The organism is Corynebacterium sp. MSK074 (assembly GCF_030229735.1).
Lineage (GTDB): Bacteria > Actinomycetota > Actinomycetes > Mycobacteriales > Mycobacteriaceae > Corynebacterium.
In genome coordinates this window covers 140,060-158,361 of sequence record NZ_JASPIX010000002.1, presented here as the reverse complement: position 1 = coordinate 158,361, position 18,302 = coordinate 140,060, and the positions used below count along the sequence as shown (strand labels likewise).

The window sequence follows — 18,302 nt, the reverse complement described above, 5'->3', positions numbered from 1 at the left end:
TCAGCCACAGAGGCCACGCTAGCGCAATGTGCGTTGGCCCCCGTCGCCGCGGCGGGTAATCCGCTGGGCGTCGAGGTATTCCAGCAGCGGGATGGCTACCCGCCGCGTGGTACCTAGCGCCTGGCGGGCAGCCGAGAGAGTAAAGGGTTGTTCCAGTCCGGCAAGGCGCCGGCGCGCCTCCTCAGGAGCTGAGGGCAAGAGCACGATTCCCTGCTTGAGGCGCAGGAGGCGCCCGGCGCGCTCGGCGGCGGCAAGCTCCTTGGGCCCCAGGCCTAGCTCCGTGAGGTCATCTGCTTCGGGTGCCGCAAACGGTTCTGCCTTGAGTCTTTCCTCAATGGCAGCGACCCCGCGCTCCGCCGCGCCGAGGTCCGCCCGCTGCCCAGGAAGGCGCAGCACTCCCTCACTGCTTTCCGCCTTCGCAGCGGCGATGGCAAGGCCCAGCAAGCCTTCTTCTTGCAGGCCGAGGGCGTCCATGGCCGCCTTGCGGGGCATTCCCGGCGCTAGGGGATGGGCGGCGGTGTGGGCATGCAGGGCGTCGGTAAGCGTGTGCTTCCACCGCGTAACTTGGGAGGCGGCAATCCACCAGTCGCGGAAAGCAATAATGCCTTGCGGCGGCGCTGCGGTAGTAAAGCCATCGCGGGCTAGGTCATCCACCCGGGCGAAGCCGACCCGGCGCAGGTAGGAGGCAGGATCACGGAATGAGCCCTGGGCACTGAGCTCCTTTGCGCGGCGGCGGGCGGCTCCGCGCCGGTTAAGCTCTGGCGGGCGCAGGTCTACTGCCTCTACGCCGGCGACGACGTGCCGGCCGCCAGGGCTGCGCACTACGAAGCGATCAAGGAGCCGCAGCGGCAGCGGGTGCGCCAGGCTGATGCGCGCGAAATCGGCAGACAGGGGACGCAGGTGGGCCTCTACCCCGGCGGTACCGGTGTGCACGACGAGGTTATCGGGCAGCCCGTCGAGCTCCGCGCCAAAGGTGCGGCGGACATCGAGGTGGTCCACCAAGCGCCACGCACTCGGGGTAAGCAGCACGTCGCCGCGGTGGATATCGGTGGCATCCGCCCCACGCAGGTTGACGGCCGCGCGAGTGACGGGGCCGAGTGAATCCTGCGCGCGATTTTCACTATGCAGGCCGCGGACTTCCACGTCCCTTTCCCCACCAGCCGTGGCTATCTTAAGGCTATCGCCTACGCGCAGAGTGCCCGCGGCGAGCGTTCCGGTAACCACGGTGCCCGCGCCTTTCACGCTAAAGGCGCGGTCCACCCACAGGCGCACGGGTGCCTGTGCATCGGGAACGGGCACAGCGGCCAGGACCTCATCGAGCGCCTGCCGCAGCGCCGCAATGCCGTCGCCGGTAGGAGCGGATACGGGGATAATGGGGGCGTCGGCAAGCGGGGTGCCGGCCAGCTGCGTTCGGATTTCTGCGGTGCGGTCCACGGTGGCGCGATCGCTGCGAGTGAGCGCAATAATGCCGTGCTCTACTCCCAGCGCACGCAAGGCATCGCGGTGGTCGGTGGACTGGGCCTGCCATCCCTCATCGGCCGCAACCACAAAGAGGACCACCGGGGCTGGGCCCACGCCAGCGAGCATATTGCCTAAGAATTTTTCATGGCCGGGCACATCTACGAAAGCCACATCCGCGCCAGAAGGCAGCGTAGTCCAGGCAAATCCCAAATCAATGGTGAGCCCGCGGCGCTGTTCTTCCTCCCACCGGTCCGGGTCCATCTCCGTAAGTGCACGCACCAGGGTGGACTTGCCGTGGTCCACATGGCCGGCAGTAGCGACGACGTACACCTAGCTCACCGCCTTAATAGCGGCAATAACTGCGGCGTCGTGGTCGACAGGAACGCAGCGAATATCCACCAAGCAGCGGCCCTGATGCACGCGACCTACCACGGGCGGGTCCTGGCGGCGCAGCGCGTCCGCATAGCGCTCGGGCAGGCTCACCGCGAAGCCGGGCAGCGGGTATTCGGGCGCCCCGCCACCGCCCACGCGGCCATCATGAGACACCACTTCTGCCCCGACTGCCTGTGCAATGGCTTCCGTGCGCTCGCGGTGTGTCTGGGGATCGAGGTGGAGGGCGTCCTGCACCGCATTCGAGGGCGTCGAAATGGCCGCCTCCAACGCGTTGAGGCGCAGCTTATCTATGCGCACCGCACGCGCCAGCGGGTGCTTCTTCACCGCAGCAATCGCCTCCTTGGTACCGAGTAAGATTCCTGCCTGCGGACCGCCAAGCAGCTTATCGCCGGAGGCTATGACGATATCGGCGCCGGCGCGCAGCTGGGCCTGGATATCTGGTTCTTCTGGCAGCGCCGGGTCATGGGTGAGCAGGCCGGAGCCCAAGTCCACGATGAGTCGCGTATCGTGCTCCACCGCTAGGCGGTGCAGTTCTTCTACCCCGACTGCGGAGGTAAAGCCCTCGATGCGGAAATTAGAAGGGTGCACCTTCAAAATAGCGCCGATGTTATCGCCCAGCGCGCGCTCGTAGTCGGCCAGGTGCGTGCGGTTAGTCGCCCCAATTTCTTTAAGGCGCGTGGCCGTGGACTCGATGAGCTCCGGCAGGCGGAAGCCAGCTCCTATCTCAATGAGCTCGCCGCGCGAGATGATGACCTCTTTGCCGGGAGCGAGCGCGGCGGTGGCCAGGAGCAAGGCGCTGGCGCCGTTATTGACCACTAAGGCATCTTCTGCACCGGGGCAGGCCGCGAGCAGCGCGGCCGTGGCGCCGGCACCGCGATTTTTTGATCTCTTGCCCGAGTCCAGGTCCATTTCCACATCCGTATAGGAGGCAGCGGCGTGCAGGGCCTCTACCGCGGCGCTGGGAAGCGGGGCACGCCCTAAGTTCGTATGAATGATAACTCCGGTGGCGTTAATGACCGGCCGCAAGGAATGCGCATTCTTTTGTTCCAGGCGCTGCGCAATTTCTGCGGGTATCTCGCTAACAGGCAGCTGACCGCGGCGCGCTCGGGCGACTGCGCCCTGGAGTATCGCGCGGATGGTGTGCTCGGCTAGGCGCTGGCGCGCGGATTCTACTTCCGGCAGCTGGAGCAGCTCGTCCATGCGGGGAATATCCCTGCGGGGATCCGGGCTGGCAGCAGGCGTGGGCGTGGGCACTGTGGCATTCCTCCTTGCGCGCGGGTGGCGGAGACGGACAGGAATCGAACCTGCCAGACCGAGATGCTCGGCCTCACCGGTTTTGAAGACCGGGGCGCCCACCAGGACACGTACGCCTCCGTATGCTCACCTTACACGGGCATTCCTCGGTACCGAGACACCTACCAGACGCTACATTCACCACGGTGCGCCACGGTGGCTCCTGCGGCGCCCGAGGAGATTCCTTTCCTGCGCACTATTCCCCCGTTAATACGCAGCAAGAAGCTCCCGTAGAACTAGTAAAATAGCCGTATGACCGAAGATATTAAACTCACCTCTTTCGCGGCCGGTGGCGGCTGCGCCTGCAAGATTCCCGCTGGACAGTTGGAATCCGCCGTCGAAGGCCTCATTGGTAAGGCCGACCCCAACGTGCTGGTCGGCTTGGACGATGGCGACGACGCCGCGGCCGTAAAGATTCAAGATGGTCTGGCGGTCATCTCCACCGCGGACTTTTTTACGCCCATGCTCAATGATCCCTATGACTGGGGACGGGTGGCCGCGGCCAATGCGCTGTCTGATGTCTATGCCATGGGTGGCACCCCAGTTACCGCCATCAACCTCGTGGGCTGGCCCAATGAGAAGCTTGGTCTGGATGTGCTGCGCGAGGTCCTGCGCGGCGGCATGGATATAGCCACCGAGGCCGGCATCTCCGTTACCGGTGGCCATTCCATCACCGCGCCCGAACCGCTGTACGGCATGGCAGCTACCGGCATCGTGGCCCCCGACAAGCTCATGCGCAATGACGCCGCCGAGCCCGGCCTGCCCATCACCCTGACCAAGCCCATTGGCGTGGGCATCCTCAACAACAAGCACAAGGCCACCGGCGAAGTCTCCCAGGCCGCGGTCGATTCCATGACCACCTTGAACCGTGAGGCCGCCCGCGCCGCGGTGGAGGCGGGCGTGCGTGCCGCCACGGACGTCACCGGCTTCGGGTTGCTCGGCCACCTGTACAAGATGTGCCGAGCCTCCGGCATCGCCGCGGAGCTCGACTTTTCCGCCGTGCCCACCATCGAAGGCGCAAAGGAGGCGCTGGCGGAGGGCTTCATCCCCGGCGGCTCTCGCCGCAATCTCGACTGGGTGCGCCCACACCTCGATTCCTCTTTGAGCGAGGAAGAGCTAGTGCTGCTTGCCGACGCCCAAACTTCCGGCGGCCTCCTCCTCATCGGCGAGGTTCCTGGCTACCCCATCATCGGCCACACCACCGAGCGCACCGGCGATGCGTTCATTAAGGCTTAAAATGCGCCGACGCCTCCCCGCTTTCCTCGCCCTCGCCTCCACCGCCCTTGCCACAGCAGGGCTGGTGGGGTGCTCGTCCGAGGGGGCATCGCCAAGCGGATGCTCCCCTGTTGATAGTGCCGCGGTGCGCGAGGCCCTGCCAGATTCGCTCGGCAAGTCGAAGCTCGACCCACACTCCACCGACAAGGATGAACATTCCTTCTCAGTGCTCTACCGTGCACAGGATAAGGAGCAGGTCAGCCTGCTGGGGACGAAGTATGAGGCCGAAGGCTCACCCGTCTGCCCCGATGACCCCGATGAGGCGGCGCAGCGCTACTTAGAGCTGCTACACGACGACCTCGATGCCAAAAACGCCGCCCAACAGCGCCCCGCCAATGAGTACTCCCCCTTCGAGTTCACCGCCGCTGACAGGCGCTTTTATTGCTCCGCCTGGCCGGTCGAAGATTCAGTGTCGACCACCTGCGTCACCACCGTGGGCGATGTGGCGCTGAACTACTACCTCCACCGTGATGGCCGCGACTCCGCAGCCGAGCAACAACGCATGGAAGACATCGGCTCGGAGCTCGCCCCCGCCCTGCAGGACCTGGACTAGTCCGGGCTCACCACATCGTGGTCGAGCCCCTGCTCGCGCCGGCGCTTCTCCGCCCGGCGCTTCTGCGGCCCGATGGTGGTCTCCGGGTTCTTCACCGCTTCCAAGCCGGCGTTGAGCATGCCAAAGCGCGTGCACGCCGAGCCTGCCAAGAGCGATAGCCCAGCAACCACCGAGACTGCCCGCGACTTCGTCACCGCAGCCACTGCACTACCGACACCGCCAGCCGCGATGAAGTATTCCGAGGCCTTCATCAACGCGCCCGGCCTGCCCTCGTGCAGCGCCTCGCGCGGCTCCGGCTCCATGCCTTCCTCCAGCACCTTGGTCGCCACCAGATCGCTGGCTGCCGCGGCCATACCCAACACACGGGCCGGTCCCGCGTGCTCGACCGGAGTGGTCACCATAGCCAGGCCTGACGACGCCGCGCCCGCCGAGGAAACGAAGACATACGGCAGGTGCTTTTTCATGTCATTCCACACCGGGTTCGAGGTATTGGACAGCAATACCGCGGTATAGCCCGCGAGCGGGCCGCCAAGCACGCCGGCGACCGCGCCCGCCGGCCCGGCCGATTGCTTCAGCGCCGTACGCACAAACTTCGGCAGCGGCAGCTTGTGGCCAGTCGCCGCATCCACTTCCGCGGCGGCAGGCAGCGCGGCCGCGCTGGCAAAGCCCGACAAAATCCACGAGCCTATGGACATTGGCGAGGTCACCTTGAAGACACGGAACATGTTCAGGGCGCGCTCCGGGCGACCCAAATCCAGAATCAAAAAGACCGATCCCACGGCCGCCGCGCCAAAGGCAGAGATCCGCGTGGTGCGACGCAGCGGCGCATTGCCCACGGCCTGTGCACCAGCGGCCAAGAGTCCCGAGCCACCGCTCACACCGCCCAGAAAGAAGTAGGCGCCGATGGGCCATTCCCACGGCGGTGCCTTCACCACTGGGCGGCCATAGTAAGACGAGAACTCGAAGTCTTGCGCCATGCGCTCCTCTTTGGAGCCGTCCTGCGCGCCGGCGCCCGGCCGCTTCCGCTTCTTCTTCGGCTTTGTACCGTCGAACTTCCGGTAGCGATTGCGGCGCTCCGGCTGCGGTGGACGGTATTCATCAAAGTTGCTCATTTGCGTCCCCCAATCAGGAAGGAACCGGCCACGGCCAACGCCATGCCGCCGATAGCCTTGGCTGCGGTCTTATACATCTGCGGCAAATCGGCCGTCGGCACGCGCGGATCCGGCGGCAAACCGTAGACCTCAGGTGAATCCAAAAGCAGGAAGATGGAGCCGGTTCCGCCCACGCCATCGTCCTGGTTGGCACCGTAAAGGCGGGCCTCGGTAAGCCCTTGCTCGTGCAATACGCGCACGCGTTCCTTGGCTGCGGCCACCATCTCCTCGTACGGGCCGAACTGAATGGAATCAGTAGGACAGGTCTTAGAACATGCTGGCTGTTCGCCCTGCTTCAGGCGGTCGTAGCACATGGTGCACTTTTGGGCGACGCCCAAGTTCTTAATCGGCATTGACTCGCCTGGTGTATGGTCCGGCCCTTGTGGGGCAAGCTGCTTAAGCTTTTTCAACACGTTCACGCCGGCATGGGAATTATCCACGTAGTCCACCGTGGCCGTCTTGTCATACTTCAGCGCCACACCGCCGTCATCGCGGCGCTCGATGACGCCAAACGGGCAGCCGGCCACGCAAGTGCCGCAGCCATTGCACACATCATCCTGGACCACCACAGTGCCAAACTCGGTGCGGAACAGCGCGCCCGTAGGACACACGTCCAAGCAACCCGCATGCGTGCAGTGCTTACACACATCCGAGGACATGAGCCACCGGAACGTATCCGTATCCGGCGGGGTGGTATCAACCTCTGGGTCCTGCGCCCCTACCGAAGGCATGCCCAAGGAAATGAGATTCTTTCCCTCCTCGCGGGCCTGCTCGATGCGGTCATTGTTTTGCTCCACAAAGGCCACGTGCCGCCAGGTATTTGCACCCAGTGCGCCGGTGTTGTCATAGGAATCACCCGTGACGTCATAGCCTTCTACCGGGTTGCGGTTCCACTCCTTGCACGCCACCTCGCAGGCCTTACACCCGATACACACGGAAGTGTCGGTGAAAAAGGCCATGCGGCGGTACTTGTCGTAGCCATGCCGGCTCGCGTTTTCGGTCAGCAGATTTGTCATTTACTTACCTTCTTCGCTTTCCTCGCCCTTCTCGCCGTGCTCATCCGCGTCCGCGGGCTGCTGCGGCTCTGGGTTATAGGTGAAGGAATCATCCACGGTGAGCAGATCATTACCGGAATCCAGGTTCAGGTGCGCGCGCTTCTGATACTCCTTGAGCATCTCCACACGGGCCTCGCCGCGCGGGCGACGCCCCGGCTGGATATCGCAGGCGCCGATCTTGGAATTCTGGATGAAAACGTTCGGCTCCAACGTAAGGCCCAGCAGATCATTGGCGCCATCGCCTGCAACTGCCGTGGAATCGGACTCGCCATAGTGATACGGCAAGCCGATCTGGTGGAACTCCTCACCATTGATCTTCATCATCTGCATGCGATCAGTGACCAAGACCTGTGCCTCAATCACGCCGCGCGGCGAGACGATGGTGGCCCACTTACCGTTTTCCAAGCCGCGCTTTTCTGCCAAGGCCTTATCAACCTCGCAGAAAAGGCCCGGCTGCAACTCCGCCAGGTACGGCAGACGGCGCGACATCGCACCCGAGGTATACATCTCGGTGAGGCGATAGGTGGAAAAGACGAACGGGAACACCTCCGAGCCCGGCTCGCCTGGCTCTGGGCGCGACAAGTTGTCTGGGCGTTTAATGGTCAGGCGCGTCGGCGATTGCTGTTGCTTGTACAGCACATTGTGCACCGGAGACTCGTGCGGCTCATAGTGGGTGGGCAATGGGCCGTCGGAAAGCCCCGACGGCGCAAACAGCCAACCGCGGCCATCCGCCTGCATGATGAAGGCATCGGTGCCGTCGAGGGCGTCCGGGCCCACGGCGTCGACCGGAGCCTTGTAGTCCGGGGCCTTGGTAGCCGGGAAGTCCGGCACGTCATCGCCAACCCATTTACCCTGGTCAGCGTCCCACCACACATACTTCTTGCGCTCCGACCACGGAGTGCCGTCCGGCTTCGCCGAAGCACGGTTGTAGAGCAGGCGGCGGTTGGCCGGCCATACCCAACCCCACTCCGGAGCTACCTCGTTTTGCTCCGAACCCGGAACCTTGCGCGCGGACTGATTAATGCCGTCCTTAAACACGCCGGTATAGATCCAGCAGCCACCCGAGGTACTGCCATCGTTTTTCATCTCCACGAAGGCAGGCAAAAGCTCGCCCTTCTTCGGCCCCTCTAGGTAGTAGCCGTTGATCTCCTTGAGGATATCCTCAGAATTCGGCTCGCCTTCCTCGGTTTCCACATAGTCCCACGTGACCTTCTGCAGAGGAATATCTCGCGGATCAGTGGAATCGTGCAGGCGCTCCTTGATCTTCTTGCCTAGTTGGTAGAAGAACCACAGGTCACTCTTGGCCTCGCCCGGCGGCGGCGCTGCTTGGAAGCGCCACTGCAGCATGCGCTGCGTCTGAGTAAAGGTGCCCGCCTTTTCCACGTGGGTTGCCGCTGGCATCAAGAAAACCTCGGTGCCGATATCTTCGGTCTTGAGCTCGCCGTTTTTAATCTCCGGCGAATCCTTCCAGAAGGAGGCGGTCTCAATCTCCTGGAAATCGCGTACGACCAGCCACTTCAGCGCGGCCAAACCGCGGCGCTGCATTCCGCCGTTGGACTGCGCCACGGCCGGATTCTGGCCGAAGACAAAATAGCCTTCCACCTGCTCATCCAGCATTGCCATAAGCGTTTCATAGGTCGAATGCGCGCCAGAGATGCGCGGCATGAGGTCATAGCCCCAACCATTGTCCTTGGTTGCCGCATCGCCCCAATAGGACTTCATCAGCGAGACTGCATAGTTCTCACCAATCTGCCAAAAGCCCTTTTGCGACTCATTACGGATTCCATCGACAAACTCTGGCCAGCTTTGCTTATCGACGCTCGGCATGGGCAAATACCCCGGCAACGAGTGGAACAACGTCGGGATATCGGTAGATCCCTGAATCGAGGCGTGACCGCGCAGCGCCATAATGCCCGATCCAGGACGGCCCACATTACCGGTCAGCAGCTGCAAAATAGCTGCGGTACGGATGAACTGCGCACCCAAGGTGTGCTGGGTAAAGCCCAACGCATAAGCAAAGCAGGTAGTGCGCTCCGGCGTAGAGTTCTGCGCTATCGACTCGGCTAGATAGAAGAAATCCTCCTGCGCAATACCGCAGGTCTCCTCCACTACCTCAGGCGTATAGCGCGCGTAATGCCGCTTGAGAATCTGGAAGACGGAATTCGGATGCTCCAGCGATTCATCGCGTTCTACATTCCACGACGCACCCTCCGGCTTTTGCACGTACTGCCACGAATCCGTGACGTACTTTCCAGTTTCCGGATCATAGCCGGAGAACAAACCATCCAAGTCCTCGGTGTCCTGATAGTCCTCCGAGATGATCATCGGTGCATTGGTATACGCCACCACATAATCATGGAAATACAGCTCATTTTCCAGCAGGTAATTAATAACCGCACCCAAAAGCACCACGTCCGTGCCGCCGCGAATGCCAATGTGGCGATTCGCAAAGGCAGACGTGCGCGTATAACGCGGATCCACGTGAATGATGCGTGCACCACGCTTCTTGGCTTCCACCACCCACTGGAATCCCACTGGGTGGCACTCGGCCATATTAGAACCCTCAATGACGATGCAGTCCGCATTCGCCATATCCTGCAGCGGTTGGGTTGCGCCGCCGCGGCCAAACGAAGTTCCTAGACTAGGAACAGTGGCGGAGTGTCATATGCGTGCCTGGTTCTCGAGCTGAATCGCACCAGCGGCGGTAAACAGCTTCTTAATGAGGTAATTTTCCTCATTATCCAAGGTCGCACCGCCCAAACCGGCGATACCCATCGTGCGGTTGAGCGCACGACCTTCATCGTCCACATCCTGCCAACCGTTCCGGCGGGCTTCCAAGAAACGATCCGCAATCATCTCCATCGCGGTATCTTCATCAAGATCCTGCCACTCCGTCGAGTGCGGCGCACGATACTTAATCTTGGTAAGGCGCGTAGCGGAGTTAATCAACTGCTCCGACGCAGATCCCTTCGGGCACAGGCGCCCACGAGAAATGGGCGAATCCGGATCGCCCTCCACCTGGATGACGCGGTCATCTTTGACATACACGCGCTGCGAACAACCGACCGCACAGTACGGGCACACCGACTGCACCACGCGGTCTGCTTCCACGGTGCGCCCATGCTTATCTTTGCTCTTTTGAGACTGCGTATTGACGTCCCTTCCGAAGGGATCGCCACTGCGCAGCTGGCGCACAACCGGCCAGTTGAGAGGGCTAAAGCGAGACATATCCCTAAATCTATATTTAGCTGAGCCAAAAAGCTACAAAGGCTACCCTAACTAGCTTGCACCGCCCAGAGTGCCCGCTTAACCCCCTCGACGATGTCCGCTAGCTCCATCATGGGCTTATCCGTTTTCTCCTGCTCTGTTATATACGGCACATGGACAAATCCCGCGCTCACCCTCGTCCCCTCGAAGTGATGCAGGAGGCCATAGAGCAGCTGGTTACATACGAAAGTCCCGGCCGTATTCGACAATCGCGCCGGACTATCCCCCACCGCCGCGACCATTTCCTTTACCGGCAGCGTAGAGAAATAGGCCGTCGGGCCGCCTTCCACAACCGGTACATCCACCGGCTGATAACCCGCATTATCAGGAATATCGGCATCCATCACGTTGATCGCGACCCGCTCCGGGGTGATATGTGCCCGCCCGCCGGCCTGGCCCAAACATACAATGGCTTCGACCTCCGAATCCTCCGCGACCTCAATCGCCCGACGCAGCGATTCTCCGAATTTCGTCGGGATCACCAGCTTGACGAGCTCCGCGTCTCCAATGTGATCCGGTAGTTGCTGAAGAGCTCGTTCTGTGGGGTTTATGCTCTCTCCGCCGAAGGCGTCAAATGCGGTTACGAGGATTTTCATGCTGCCAGTATTCCAGATCCCCGGCCCCTCCCTTCCCTCACGCTCACCGGGAAGGGTGATCCAAGCACTCGGGAACCTGCCTGTGAGCGCGAACGACGGGGTTCCTAACCGATCTGTTGCTTGGTAGTGCAGTCGATCTTCGCGTATGAACGTCCATTCTTATCTACTGACGTCATGGCATAGTTTCCGCCATAAGCTCGGCACCCGGTGTAGTTATCGACCACCGGCACCGGCTGAGGTGCGGGCTGCTGCTCGGGGGCTTGATAGCCAGCCACCTCGTCAAGCGTTGGCTGCTCCGCTACCTCTACTTCAGGCGCGTCGTGCTCCTGCTGGCGAATCTCTTCCTGCCGCTGCTCTGCACGACGGCGTTCTTCTTCCTGGCGCTCCTTCTCGCGCTTCTCTTCCTCCTCCAATTTCTCGAGCTCTTCGCGGGCTTGCTTCTCCTTCCCTTCAAGCTCGCGTTCCTTCTTCGAGGCAATCTCCTTGGGAGCATCCGGATATGCCGCCTTCTGGAAGGTGCTTCGAGCATCTTTGCGGTGAGTCAGAGCCGCTAATCCGGCCTTCGCTGCTGCTGACTTGTCCAGTACATCCTCGTAGCCTGCACTATCAGCTTCCCCGGAAGCTACAAATGCTGCCGCCGCAGCTTCTGCGCTGCTAAGCGCCTCGGCCATGTCCTCATCGCTGGAAACCTTGCACTCGTCCGAGACCCCAAAGATCCCTTCGCCAGCGTCTTTAGGGCCGCGTTCGGCATTGTGCACTTCGTCGTAAAACTTGTCGTTTCCGCCAAATACAACCGCCGTGGCTAGCCCTTCGGCCGCGACATCCGCGTTAATGAAGTCATCGTCAATAAAGACACCGGCAAGAGTGCGGCCGTACTTGTCGGTCCGCTCGGAGTCATATTCCAACCGAACCTCCGTCCCCTTTGGCAACCGTCCTTCCAAGTACCGCTTGGCTTCCTCCGCGAGGCACTCACTCGGTTCGCCGTTATGGCCGATTTCAGGCGTATCAATATTAAGTAGACGGACGCGGGTATTTTCGCCGTCGAGGTCGACGTCAATGGTGTCACCATCGATCACTCGATTGACCACCACAGTATCTTCATCACCACCGCCTAAAGCTACGGAAGCTACTGCGCCAACTGCAAAAATGCCAACGAGGGGTTTAACCCAGCCCATAAATGTTCCTCCTGAGAAAGATAGAGAGAATAGCTACTTAAAGTTAGCAATGGGAGACATGTGACAGCTCAAGCTCCCCTCCCTTCGCGCTCACCAGCGCCCTAAAACCAGCGCAAAAACACCTTTCCGTGAGCGCGAAAGGTGAGGTTTCGGCCACGGCAGATAACTCGCACTTTGTACCTACAGACGTAGAAGGAATAAGCTGAGCGATGTTGAAGTTGAACAGGACAGTATCTGAAAAATAGTCCGATCTGTCCATTTTTATTTTCAAAGGAATCTTTATGTCTCAACAAGAATCTTCGCGCTCCAAGCTTCCCGGCTGGGCCACGGGATTCGGTGCTCAGGTCATCGCGGGCCTCATCATCGGCCTTATCCTGGGCTTCATTGCTTCCGGCATGGATACCGACCCAGACAACCCGGGCTGGTTGACTACCCTGCTCACGGGAGTCGGCAACGCCTACGTCCAGCTGCTCAAGGTGATGATCCCGCCACTCATCTTCGCTGCAGTTGTTACCTCCGTCGCTAATCTGCGCAAGGTAGCCAACGCCGCTTCCCTGGCAGTTTCCACGCTTGTATGGTTTGCCATTACCGCATTCTTCTCCGTCTTGACGGGCATCATCGTCGCCGTCGTGATGAAGCCGGGCATCGGCACAAGCATCGATGCTGCCACCGCGCAGGATCCTTCCCACGTCGGTTCATGGACCGCGTTCTTTGAGCAGCTTCTGCCCCAGAACTTCGTAGGCCTTTCTGCCTCGCTTTCCGACGGCGAAGTATCCCTCAGCTTTGGCGCCCTCCAGCTCCTTGTCATCTCGCTGGCCATTGGTATCGCCGCTGTCAAGACCGGCAAGTCTGCTGAGCCTTTCCTGCGTTTTACCGAGTCCTTCCTGAAGGTCATTCAGGTCATCCTCTGGTGGATTATCCGCCTTGCCCCGATTGGCACCGCGGCCCTCATCGGTAAGGCCGTAGCCACCTACGGCTGGGATGCACTGGGCTCGCTGGGCAAGTTCGTCCTAGCCATGTACGTAGGCATGGGCCTGGTATTTTCCGTGGTCTACCCGGCTGTGCTGAAGTTCAATAAGATCCCGGTCATCGGCTTCTTCAAGCGCGTGTGGCCGGTGACCTCGCTGGGCTTTGTTACCCGTTCTTCGATGGGCGTCATGCCAGCTACCGAGCGTTTCAGCGAAAAGGCTATGGGCGTTCCGTCCGAGTACGCTTCCTTTGCCATTCCGCTAGGAGCAACCACCAAGATGGATGGCTGCGCTTCCGTATACCCAGCCATCGCCGCCATCTTCGTCTCCCAGTTCTACGGCATTGACCTTGACTTCACCCAGTACCTGCTCATCATCTTTGTGTCCGTTATCGGTTCCGCCGCTACCGCAGGCACCACCGGCGCAACGGTGATGCTCACCCTGACGCTTTCTACGCTCGGCCTGCCACTGGCCGGTGTTGGTCTCCTGCTTGCCATCGAGCCAATCATTGACATGGGCCGTACCGCACTCAACGTCACCGGACAGGTGCTGTGCGCCACCATCGTGGCTAAGCGCGCCGGCATCCAGGACAAAGCAACCTGGGATGCTGCCGAGAACGGCGTCAAGCACATTATGGATTCTGACTCGGCCGAGACCATCGGAGTCAAGGCTTAAACCAGTCTCCTAAAAGGCAAAAAGAAACGCCCGCAAGGTAATCCTTGCGGGCGTTTAGCTATGCGCTTTTACTTCTTGAGGCCGTCAACACCATCGGTGTCGATCTGCTCCTTGCGCAGCTCCTCAGTGTGAGTCTCGGTGTCGCGAACGGTGTCCTTCTTCAGGTTGATCTTCTCAACCGGAACGGTCTCCTTGTTCACGTCTACGCGCTCCTCGTGCAGGGTGACGGAAGCTTCCTCGGAGTCACCGGAGATAGCGCCGTTGTAGTTCTTTGCATCCTCAGCGTTGATCGGAGTGCGCTCGACGCGAACCTCTTCGCGCTCAACCGGAACCTCGACGGTCTCGGTGTCGGTCACAACGTACTTGCGCAGGCGAGCCTCACCGGTAGCCACGCGCTCCTTGTTGACGTTGAGCTGCTCCTCGGAACGGATGAGCTCGCCATCGTTGTTGGTGCGTGCAGCCGCAGCGTTGTCAGCTACGCCAGCCTTTCGCTCGGTAGCAGCGGCGTCGGTGGTGTGGGTGGCTGTCTTCTTCTCGTCAGCGTGTGCACCGGCAACGCCTGCACCTGCAACACCTGCGCCAGCACCAGCAGCGCCAGCACCTGCGGTCAGGTTGTGATCCTTGTCAGCGCCAGCCTGAACGTCGCGCTTGGAGTCAAGGTTGGAATCCTTGTAGTCGGTTACGTCGTGTGCGCTTTCCAGACCGTAGTGCTTGAAGATATCGGACTGTGCCTCAGGGGTCAGCGGCTTATCGGAGTCGAACTCCGGAGCATCCTTGATGCGATCCTTGGAGAAGCCCAGCTTCAGGTCATCGCCGGAGAAGTCGTGCCCACGCAGCGGAACCAGGCTGGAGTTCATGCCGAACAGGCCGTGGTTAACCTCAACGAAAGTAGGCTGGCCGGACTGGTCATCAACGAATACCTCGTTAACATCGCCCAGCTTCTCGCCGTTATTGTCGTATGCGGTTGCGTTAAAGAGGTCCTTAATGTTCTTACCCATTGTCAGTAAATCCTTTCTGCTATTGGTATAGCTATCTTCAAGCAAACAAAAGGACATTTTCTAACCCCAACACGTGGAGTGTGGGGGTGAAAATCTCCAATTGATTGCTGTGACAACCACCATACGGAGAATTCAAAATTTTTCGACCGGCAGAGAAAATTTTTCTGAATTTTGTTCACCGAAATCCGTCTTAATGCAGCTCAGAACAGTTGGTAACGGTTCTATAACATTGGAAACCCTGCACCATAAGCACCCGAACCACGAAAACCGAGTGTCGATTCTCTCGCCCACAGCGCTTTACATGCACCCCTTCACGATCTCCAAATCGTCCACTGTTCACCACACCCCCAAAATGCGGTGACAGCTACCCCACAGGATTCTCTAAAGAGGGGGTACTTTTTCTCCGAGTATCCACAGGCGGTATACAGGCCCGTACACCCGAACGGGCCTACACACATATTGGTCTAGTACGCATACACCACAGTGGTCGGCAGAAAACTAAGAAGACTAAGTCTTAGCGGAATAGGTACGGGCGTCGATTTTCCAAGCCAGCCGGTTCCACGTGAATGAACGCACTGCAGCCTGGGTAAAGCTCGTCGAGGGCAATCTCCACTGCGTCTGCAACCTCGTGGGAGTGCATGACGCTCCACTCCCCTGGCACCTCCATGGTCAGGTACACCAGCCGCTGGCGGCCAGACGCAACGGTGCGGCGATCCGTGAAGGTTACTGAGTGTTCCCTCTCCAGCCGAGCTAGGAGTTGCCGAATGTGCTGGCGCTCGTCGTCGGGAAGCGCCTCAGAAAGCAGGCTACTCATCGAATCGCGCAGGAGGCTATAGCCCGTCCACAAGATATTGATGCCCACTGCAAGCGCTACTACAGGATCCAGCCACCACCAACCAGTAAGGAATACCGCGGCGATGCCGACAAGGACGCCGAGGGAAGTCCAGACGTCGGTAAGCAAATGGTGCCCATCCGCCTCCAAGGTGGCGGAACGGTAGCGCTTACCTGCATGTATGAGCGCGATGCCCACCGCGCCGTTGAGCACGGACGAAAGGGTTGACAACGCCAAGCCCCAGCCCGGCTCTTCAATCGGCTGCGGAACAAAGAAGCGTTGGATCGCCGTGTACACGATCATGCCGGCCGCAATAAAAATCATTGCGCCCTCTACCAAGGCGGAGACATACTCGGCTTTGCCGTGGCCAAACTGGTGGTTATCGTCGGCCGGCTTAGAGGCAATCCGGAGGGCATAAAAGCCGGCGACGGCCGCGACGAGATTCACGAGGGATTCGAAGGCATCAGAGAGGAAGCCCACCGAGCCGGTAAACCAAGCGGCCAAGGCCTTGAGGATGATGGTAGCCACAGCGGCGGCGATGGATAGCTGCATGAAGCGCTCAAGAATGCGCTGCTCTGAGCCTATGGAGGACATAGTCACTTCTCCCTTCGGTTCGGTTGCGGACCGAAGGTCTCGTTCACGGCCGCGGGCACTGCGGGCGCTGGCTGGCCGGGCTAAACGCCAGTATGTCGACCAGTCATCTCGGAATTAACCGAGGGAACTACTCCCCTTCTGGAAATCCTAACTTTATAGGGCATGTGACACCGACGCAAGATCGAAAAAAAGCCACGGGAAACTCCCGTGGCTTAAATTCGTGAAGCTTTAGTGCTGGCCCTCTGCAAACTCTTCTACCAGCTTGGCGTTAAAGGCTGGCAGGTCATCTGGAGTGCGGGACGAGACCAAGCCCTGGTCGCAGTGGACTTCCTCATCTACCCAGGTGGCACCTGCATTGCGCAAGTCGGTCTGCAGGGACGGGAAGGACGTCAGGGTGCGGCCCTTGAGGGCGTCAGCATCAGCCAGGATCCAAGCACCGTGGCAGATGGCGCCGAGCGGTAGATCCTTGCTCATGTGGTTGCGCACGATTTCTACTGCGGCCTTGTCCAAGCGGATGAGGTCAGCATTATCGGTACCGCCAGGAAGAATGATGCCATCGAAAGACTCGCCAGTGGAGTCAGCGGTAGCGGCGTCAACGGAAATCTCCGTACCCTTCTTGCCGGTAATAGTGCCGGCCTCTGGGGCGAGGACACGCACGATAGCGCCTGCGTTCTTCACGGCCTCCAACGGGGAGGTCAGCTCAGAGTCTTCGAAGCCATCGGTAGCGATGATGGCAATGGTCTTATTATCTAGTTCAGCCATGTTGCAGCCTGCTTTGTTCGAGTACGCCGCCCACGGTAACGCGGAAGTTTCGTCTTCGCTACCTTCTCTTGCGCGCGAGTGGGCGGCGCCTTCTCCCTCTGACAAAGGGCCGGTTCCAAGCGGTGTGGAATTAGCCGCCGATCTTAAAGTCGCACACGTCGCCGTCCTGCATGATGTAGTCCTTACCCTCTTGACGGACCTTGCCATGCGCACGAGCCTCAGCCATGGAGCCGGCGTCTACCAGGTCATCGAAGGAAACGATCTCGGCCTTAATGAACTTCTTCTCAAAGTCGGTGTGGATGACTCCAGCTGCCTGCGGTGCGGCAGAGCCCTGTTTAATGGTCCACGCACGGGCCTCCTTCTCACCGGCGGTGAGGTAGGTCTGCAGACCCAAGGTGGCAAAACCTGCCTTAGCCAGGGTAGCTAAGCCCGGCTCATCTTGGCCTACGGCCTCGAGCAGTTCGCGGGCTTCGTCTTCTTCTAGCTCGAGCAGCTCGGTTTCGGTCTGCGCATCGAGGAATACAGCCTCGGCTGGGGCGACGAGCTGGCGGAGTTCTTCCTTCTTAGCGTCGTCGGTAAGCACTGCTTCATCCGAATTGAAGACATAGAGGAAGGGCTTAGCCGTCATCAGGTGCAGATCGCGCACGAGTGCGAGGTCAATCTCGCCCTCCTTCGCCGCGGCGAAGAGGGTGCGATCATCTTCCAGAATCTCCTGGGCCTTCTTGGTTGCCTCCACCTCGGCGGCCAAATCCTTGTTCTTGCGCGCATCCTTTTCCAGGCGCGGCAGGGCCTTTTCGATGGTCTGGAGGTCCGCGAGAATGAGCTCGGTATTAATAACGGAGATATCGTTGCGCGGGTCCACCTTGCCATCAACGTGAATAACATTGTCATCAGAGAAGGCGCGCACCACCTGGCAAATAGCGTCTGCCTCGCGGATATTGGCTAGGAACGCGTTGCCCATACCTTCACCCTGGGAAGCGCCGGAGACGATGCCGGCGATGTCCACGAAGGACACGGTGGCAGGAAGGATGCGCTCAGAGTTAAACATCTCCGCCAGTTGGGTCAAGCGGGAATCCGGCAGCTCCACCAGGCCCACATTGGGCTCGATGGTGGCAAACGGGTAGTTCGCCGCCAGGATCTCGGAACGGGTCAGGGCATTAAACAAAGTGGACTTGCCCACATTGGGCAGGCCGACGATTCCTAGTGTAAGACTCACGGGGCCAATCCTAACGCACCCGCCTTCTTTTAAGGCAA

Annotated in this window: 14 protein-coding genes and 1 tRNA gene; 3 read left to right on the top strand and 12 right to left on the bottom strand. The window is 60.3% G+C overall.

Going from position 1 to position 18,302, the window contains the following annotated elements; translation table 11 throughout:
- Positions 1-18: 18 nt before the first annotated feature.
- From selB to QP965_RS02765, 3 genes are all read right to left on the bottom strand, one after another.
- Positions 19-1,791 (bottom strand): selenocysteine-specific translation elongation factor, encoded by a 1,773-nt coding sequence (selB, locus tag QP965_RS02775; RefSeq protein WP_225747169.1) that lies wholly within the window; start codon positions 1,789-1,791, stop codon positions 19-21.
- A complete protein-coding gene (selA, locus tag QP965_RS02770) occupies positions 1,792-3,108 on the bottom strand; it encodes an L-seryl-tRNA(Sec) selenium transferase (RefSeq protein WP_284844068.1) in 1,317 nt (438 codons plus the stop codon).
- 25 nt (positions 3,109-3,133) lie between these two features.
- A tRNA-Sec gene (locus QP965_RS02765) sits at positions 3,134-3,228 on the bottom strand.
- 171 nt (positions 3,229-3,399) lie between these two features.
- On the opposite strand from QP965_RS02765, the gene selD reads away from it, so the two are divergent.
- Together selD and QP965_RS02755 are read left to right on the top strand one after the other, a co-directional pair.
- Positions 3,400-4,383 carry a selenide, water dikinase SelD gene (gene selD, locus QP965_RS02760; RefSeq protein ID WP_284844069.1) on the top strand — a complete coding sequence of 328 codons (984 nt, stop codon included), beginning with the start codon at positions 3,400-3,402 and terminating at the stop codon, positions 4,381-4,383.
- A gap of 1 nt (position 4,384) precedes the next feature.
- The gene (locus QP965_RS02755; RefSeq protein ID WP_284844070.1) at positions 4,385-4,975 is read left to right on the top strand and encodes a hypothetical protein; all 591 of its coding nucleotides are present in this window, start codon (positions 4,385-4,387) and stop codon (positions 4,973-4,975) included.
- Here QP965_RS02755 and nrfD read toward each other — a convergent pair.
- The 5 genes from nrfD to QP965_RS02730 all read right to left on the bottom strand — a co-directional run bounded on the left by nrfD (position 4,972) and on the right by QP965_RS02730 (position 12,219).
- Positions 4,972-6,087, bottom strand: a complete 1,116-nt coding sequence (gene nrfD, locus QP965_RS02750) for an NrfD/PsrC family molybdoenzyme membrane anchor subunit (protein ID WP_284844071.1) — start codon at positions 6,085-6,087, stop codon at positions 4,972-4,974. The two genes, QP965_RS02755 and nrfD, sit on opposite strands and share 4 nt — an antisense overlap.
- Positions 6,084-7,142 carry a 4Fe-4S dicluster domain-containing protein gene (locus QP965_RS02745; RefSeq protein WP_284767589.1) on the bottom strand — a complete coding sequence of 353 codons (1,059 nt, stop codon included), beginning with the start codon at positions 7,140-7,142 and terminating at the stop codon, positions 6,084-6,086. Before QP965_RS02745 ends, nrfD begins: the two co-directional genes overlap by 4 nt.
- Positions 7,143-10,409, bottom strand: a complete 3,267-nt coding sequence (fdnG, locus tag QP965_RS02740; protein WP_284844072.1) for a formate dehydrogenase-N subunit alpha — start codon at positions 10,407-10,409, stop codon at positions 7,143-7,145.
- A 47-nt stretch (positions 10,410-10,456) separates the two neighbouring features.
- Positions 10,457-11,044 (bottom strand): pyroglutamyl-peptidase I, encoded by a 588-nt coding sequence (locus QP965_RS02735; protein ID WP_284810626.1) that lies wholly within the window; start codon positions 11,042-11,044, stop codon positions 10,457-10,459.
- A gap of 104 nt (positions 11,045-11,148) precedes the next feature.
- The gene (locus QP965_RS02730; RefSeq protein ID WP_284813779.1) at positions 11,149-12,219 is read right to left on the bottom strand and encodes a thermonuclease family protein; all 1,071 of its coding nucleotides are present in this window, start codon (positions 12,217-12,219) and stop codon (positions 11,149-11,151) included.
- Between the two features lie 281 nt (positions 12,220-12,500).
- On the opposite strand from QP965_RS02730, the gene QP965_RS02725 reads away from it, so the two are divergent.
- Positions 12,501-13,862 carry a dicarboxylate/amino acid:cation symporter gene (locus QP965_RS02725; RefSeq protein WP_284766368.1) on the top strand — a complete coding sequence of 454 codons (1,362 nt, stop codon included), beginning with the start codon at positions 12,501-12,503 and terminating at the stop codon, positions 13,860-13,862.
- A gap of 68 nt (positions 13,863-13,930) precedes the next feature.
- On the opposite strand, the gene QP965_RS02720 is transcribed toward QP965_RS02725, so the two are convergent.
- From QP965_RS02720 to ychF, 4 genes are all read right to left on the bottom strand, one after another.
- Positions 13,931-14,860, bottom strand: a complete 930-nt coding sequence (locus QP965_RS02720) for a PRC and DUF2382 domain-containing protein (RefSeq protein ID WP_284844073.1) — start codon at positions 14,858-14,860, stop codon at positions 13,931-13,933.
- 514 nt (positions 14,861-15,374) lie between these two features.
- Entirely contained in the window at positions 15,375-16,286 is a 912-nt protein-coding gene (locus tag QP965_RS02715) for a cation diffusion facilitator family transporter (protein WP_284844074.1), read from the bottom strand.
- 228 nt (positions 16,287-16,514) lie between these two features.
- Positions 16,515-17,048, bottom strand: a complete 534-nt coding sequence (locus QP965_RS02710) for a type 1 glutamine amidotransferase domain-containing protein (RefSeq protein WP_284844075.1) — start codon at positions 17,046-17,048, stop codon at positions 16,515-16,517.
- A 130-nt stretch (positions 17,049-17,178) separates the two neighbouring features.
- Positions 17,179-18,264, bottom strand: coding sequence for a redox-regulated ATPase YchF (ychF, locus tag QP965_RS02705; RefSeq protein ID WP_225747179.1), 1,086 nt, complete (start codon positions 18,262-18,264; stop codon positions 17,179-17,181).
- Positions 18,265-18,302 lie beyond the last annotated feature (38 nt).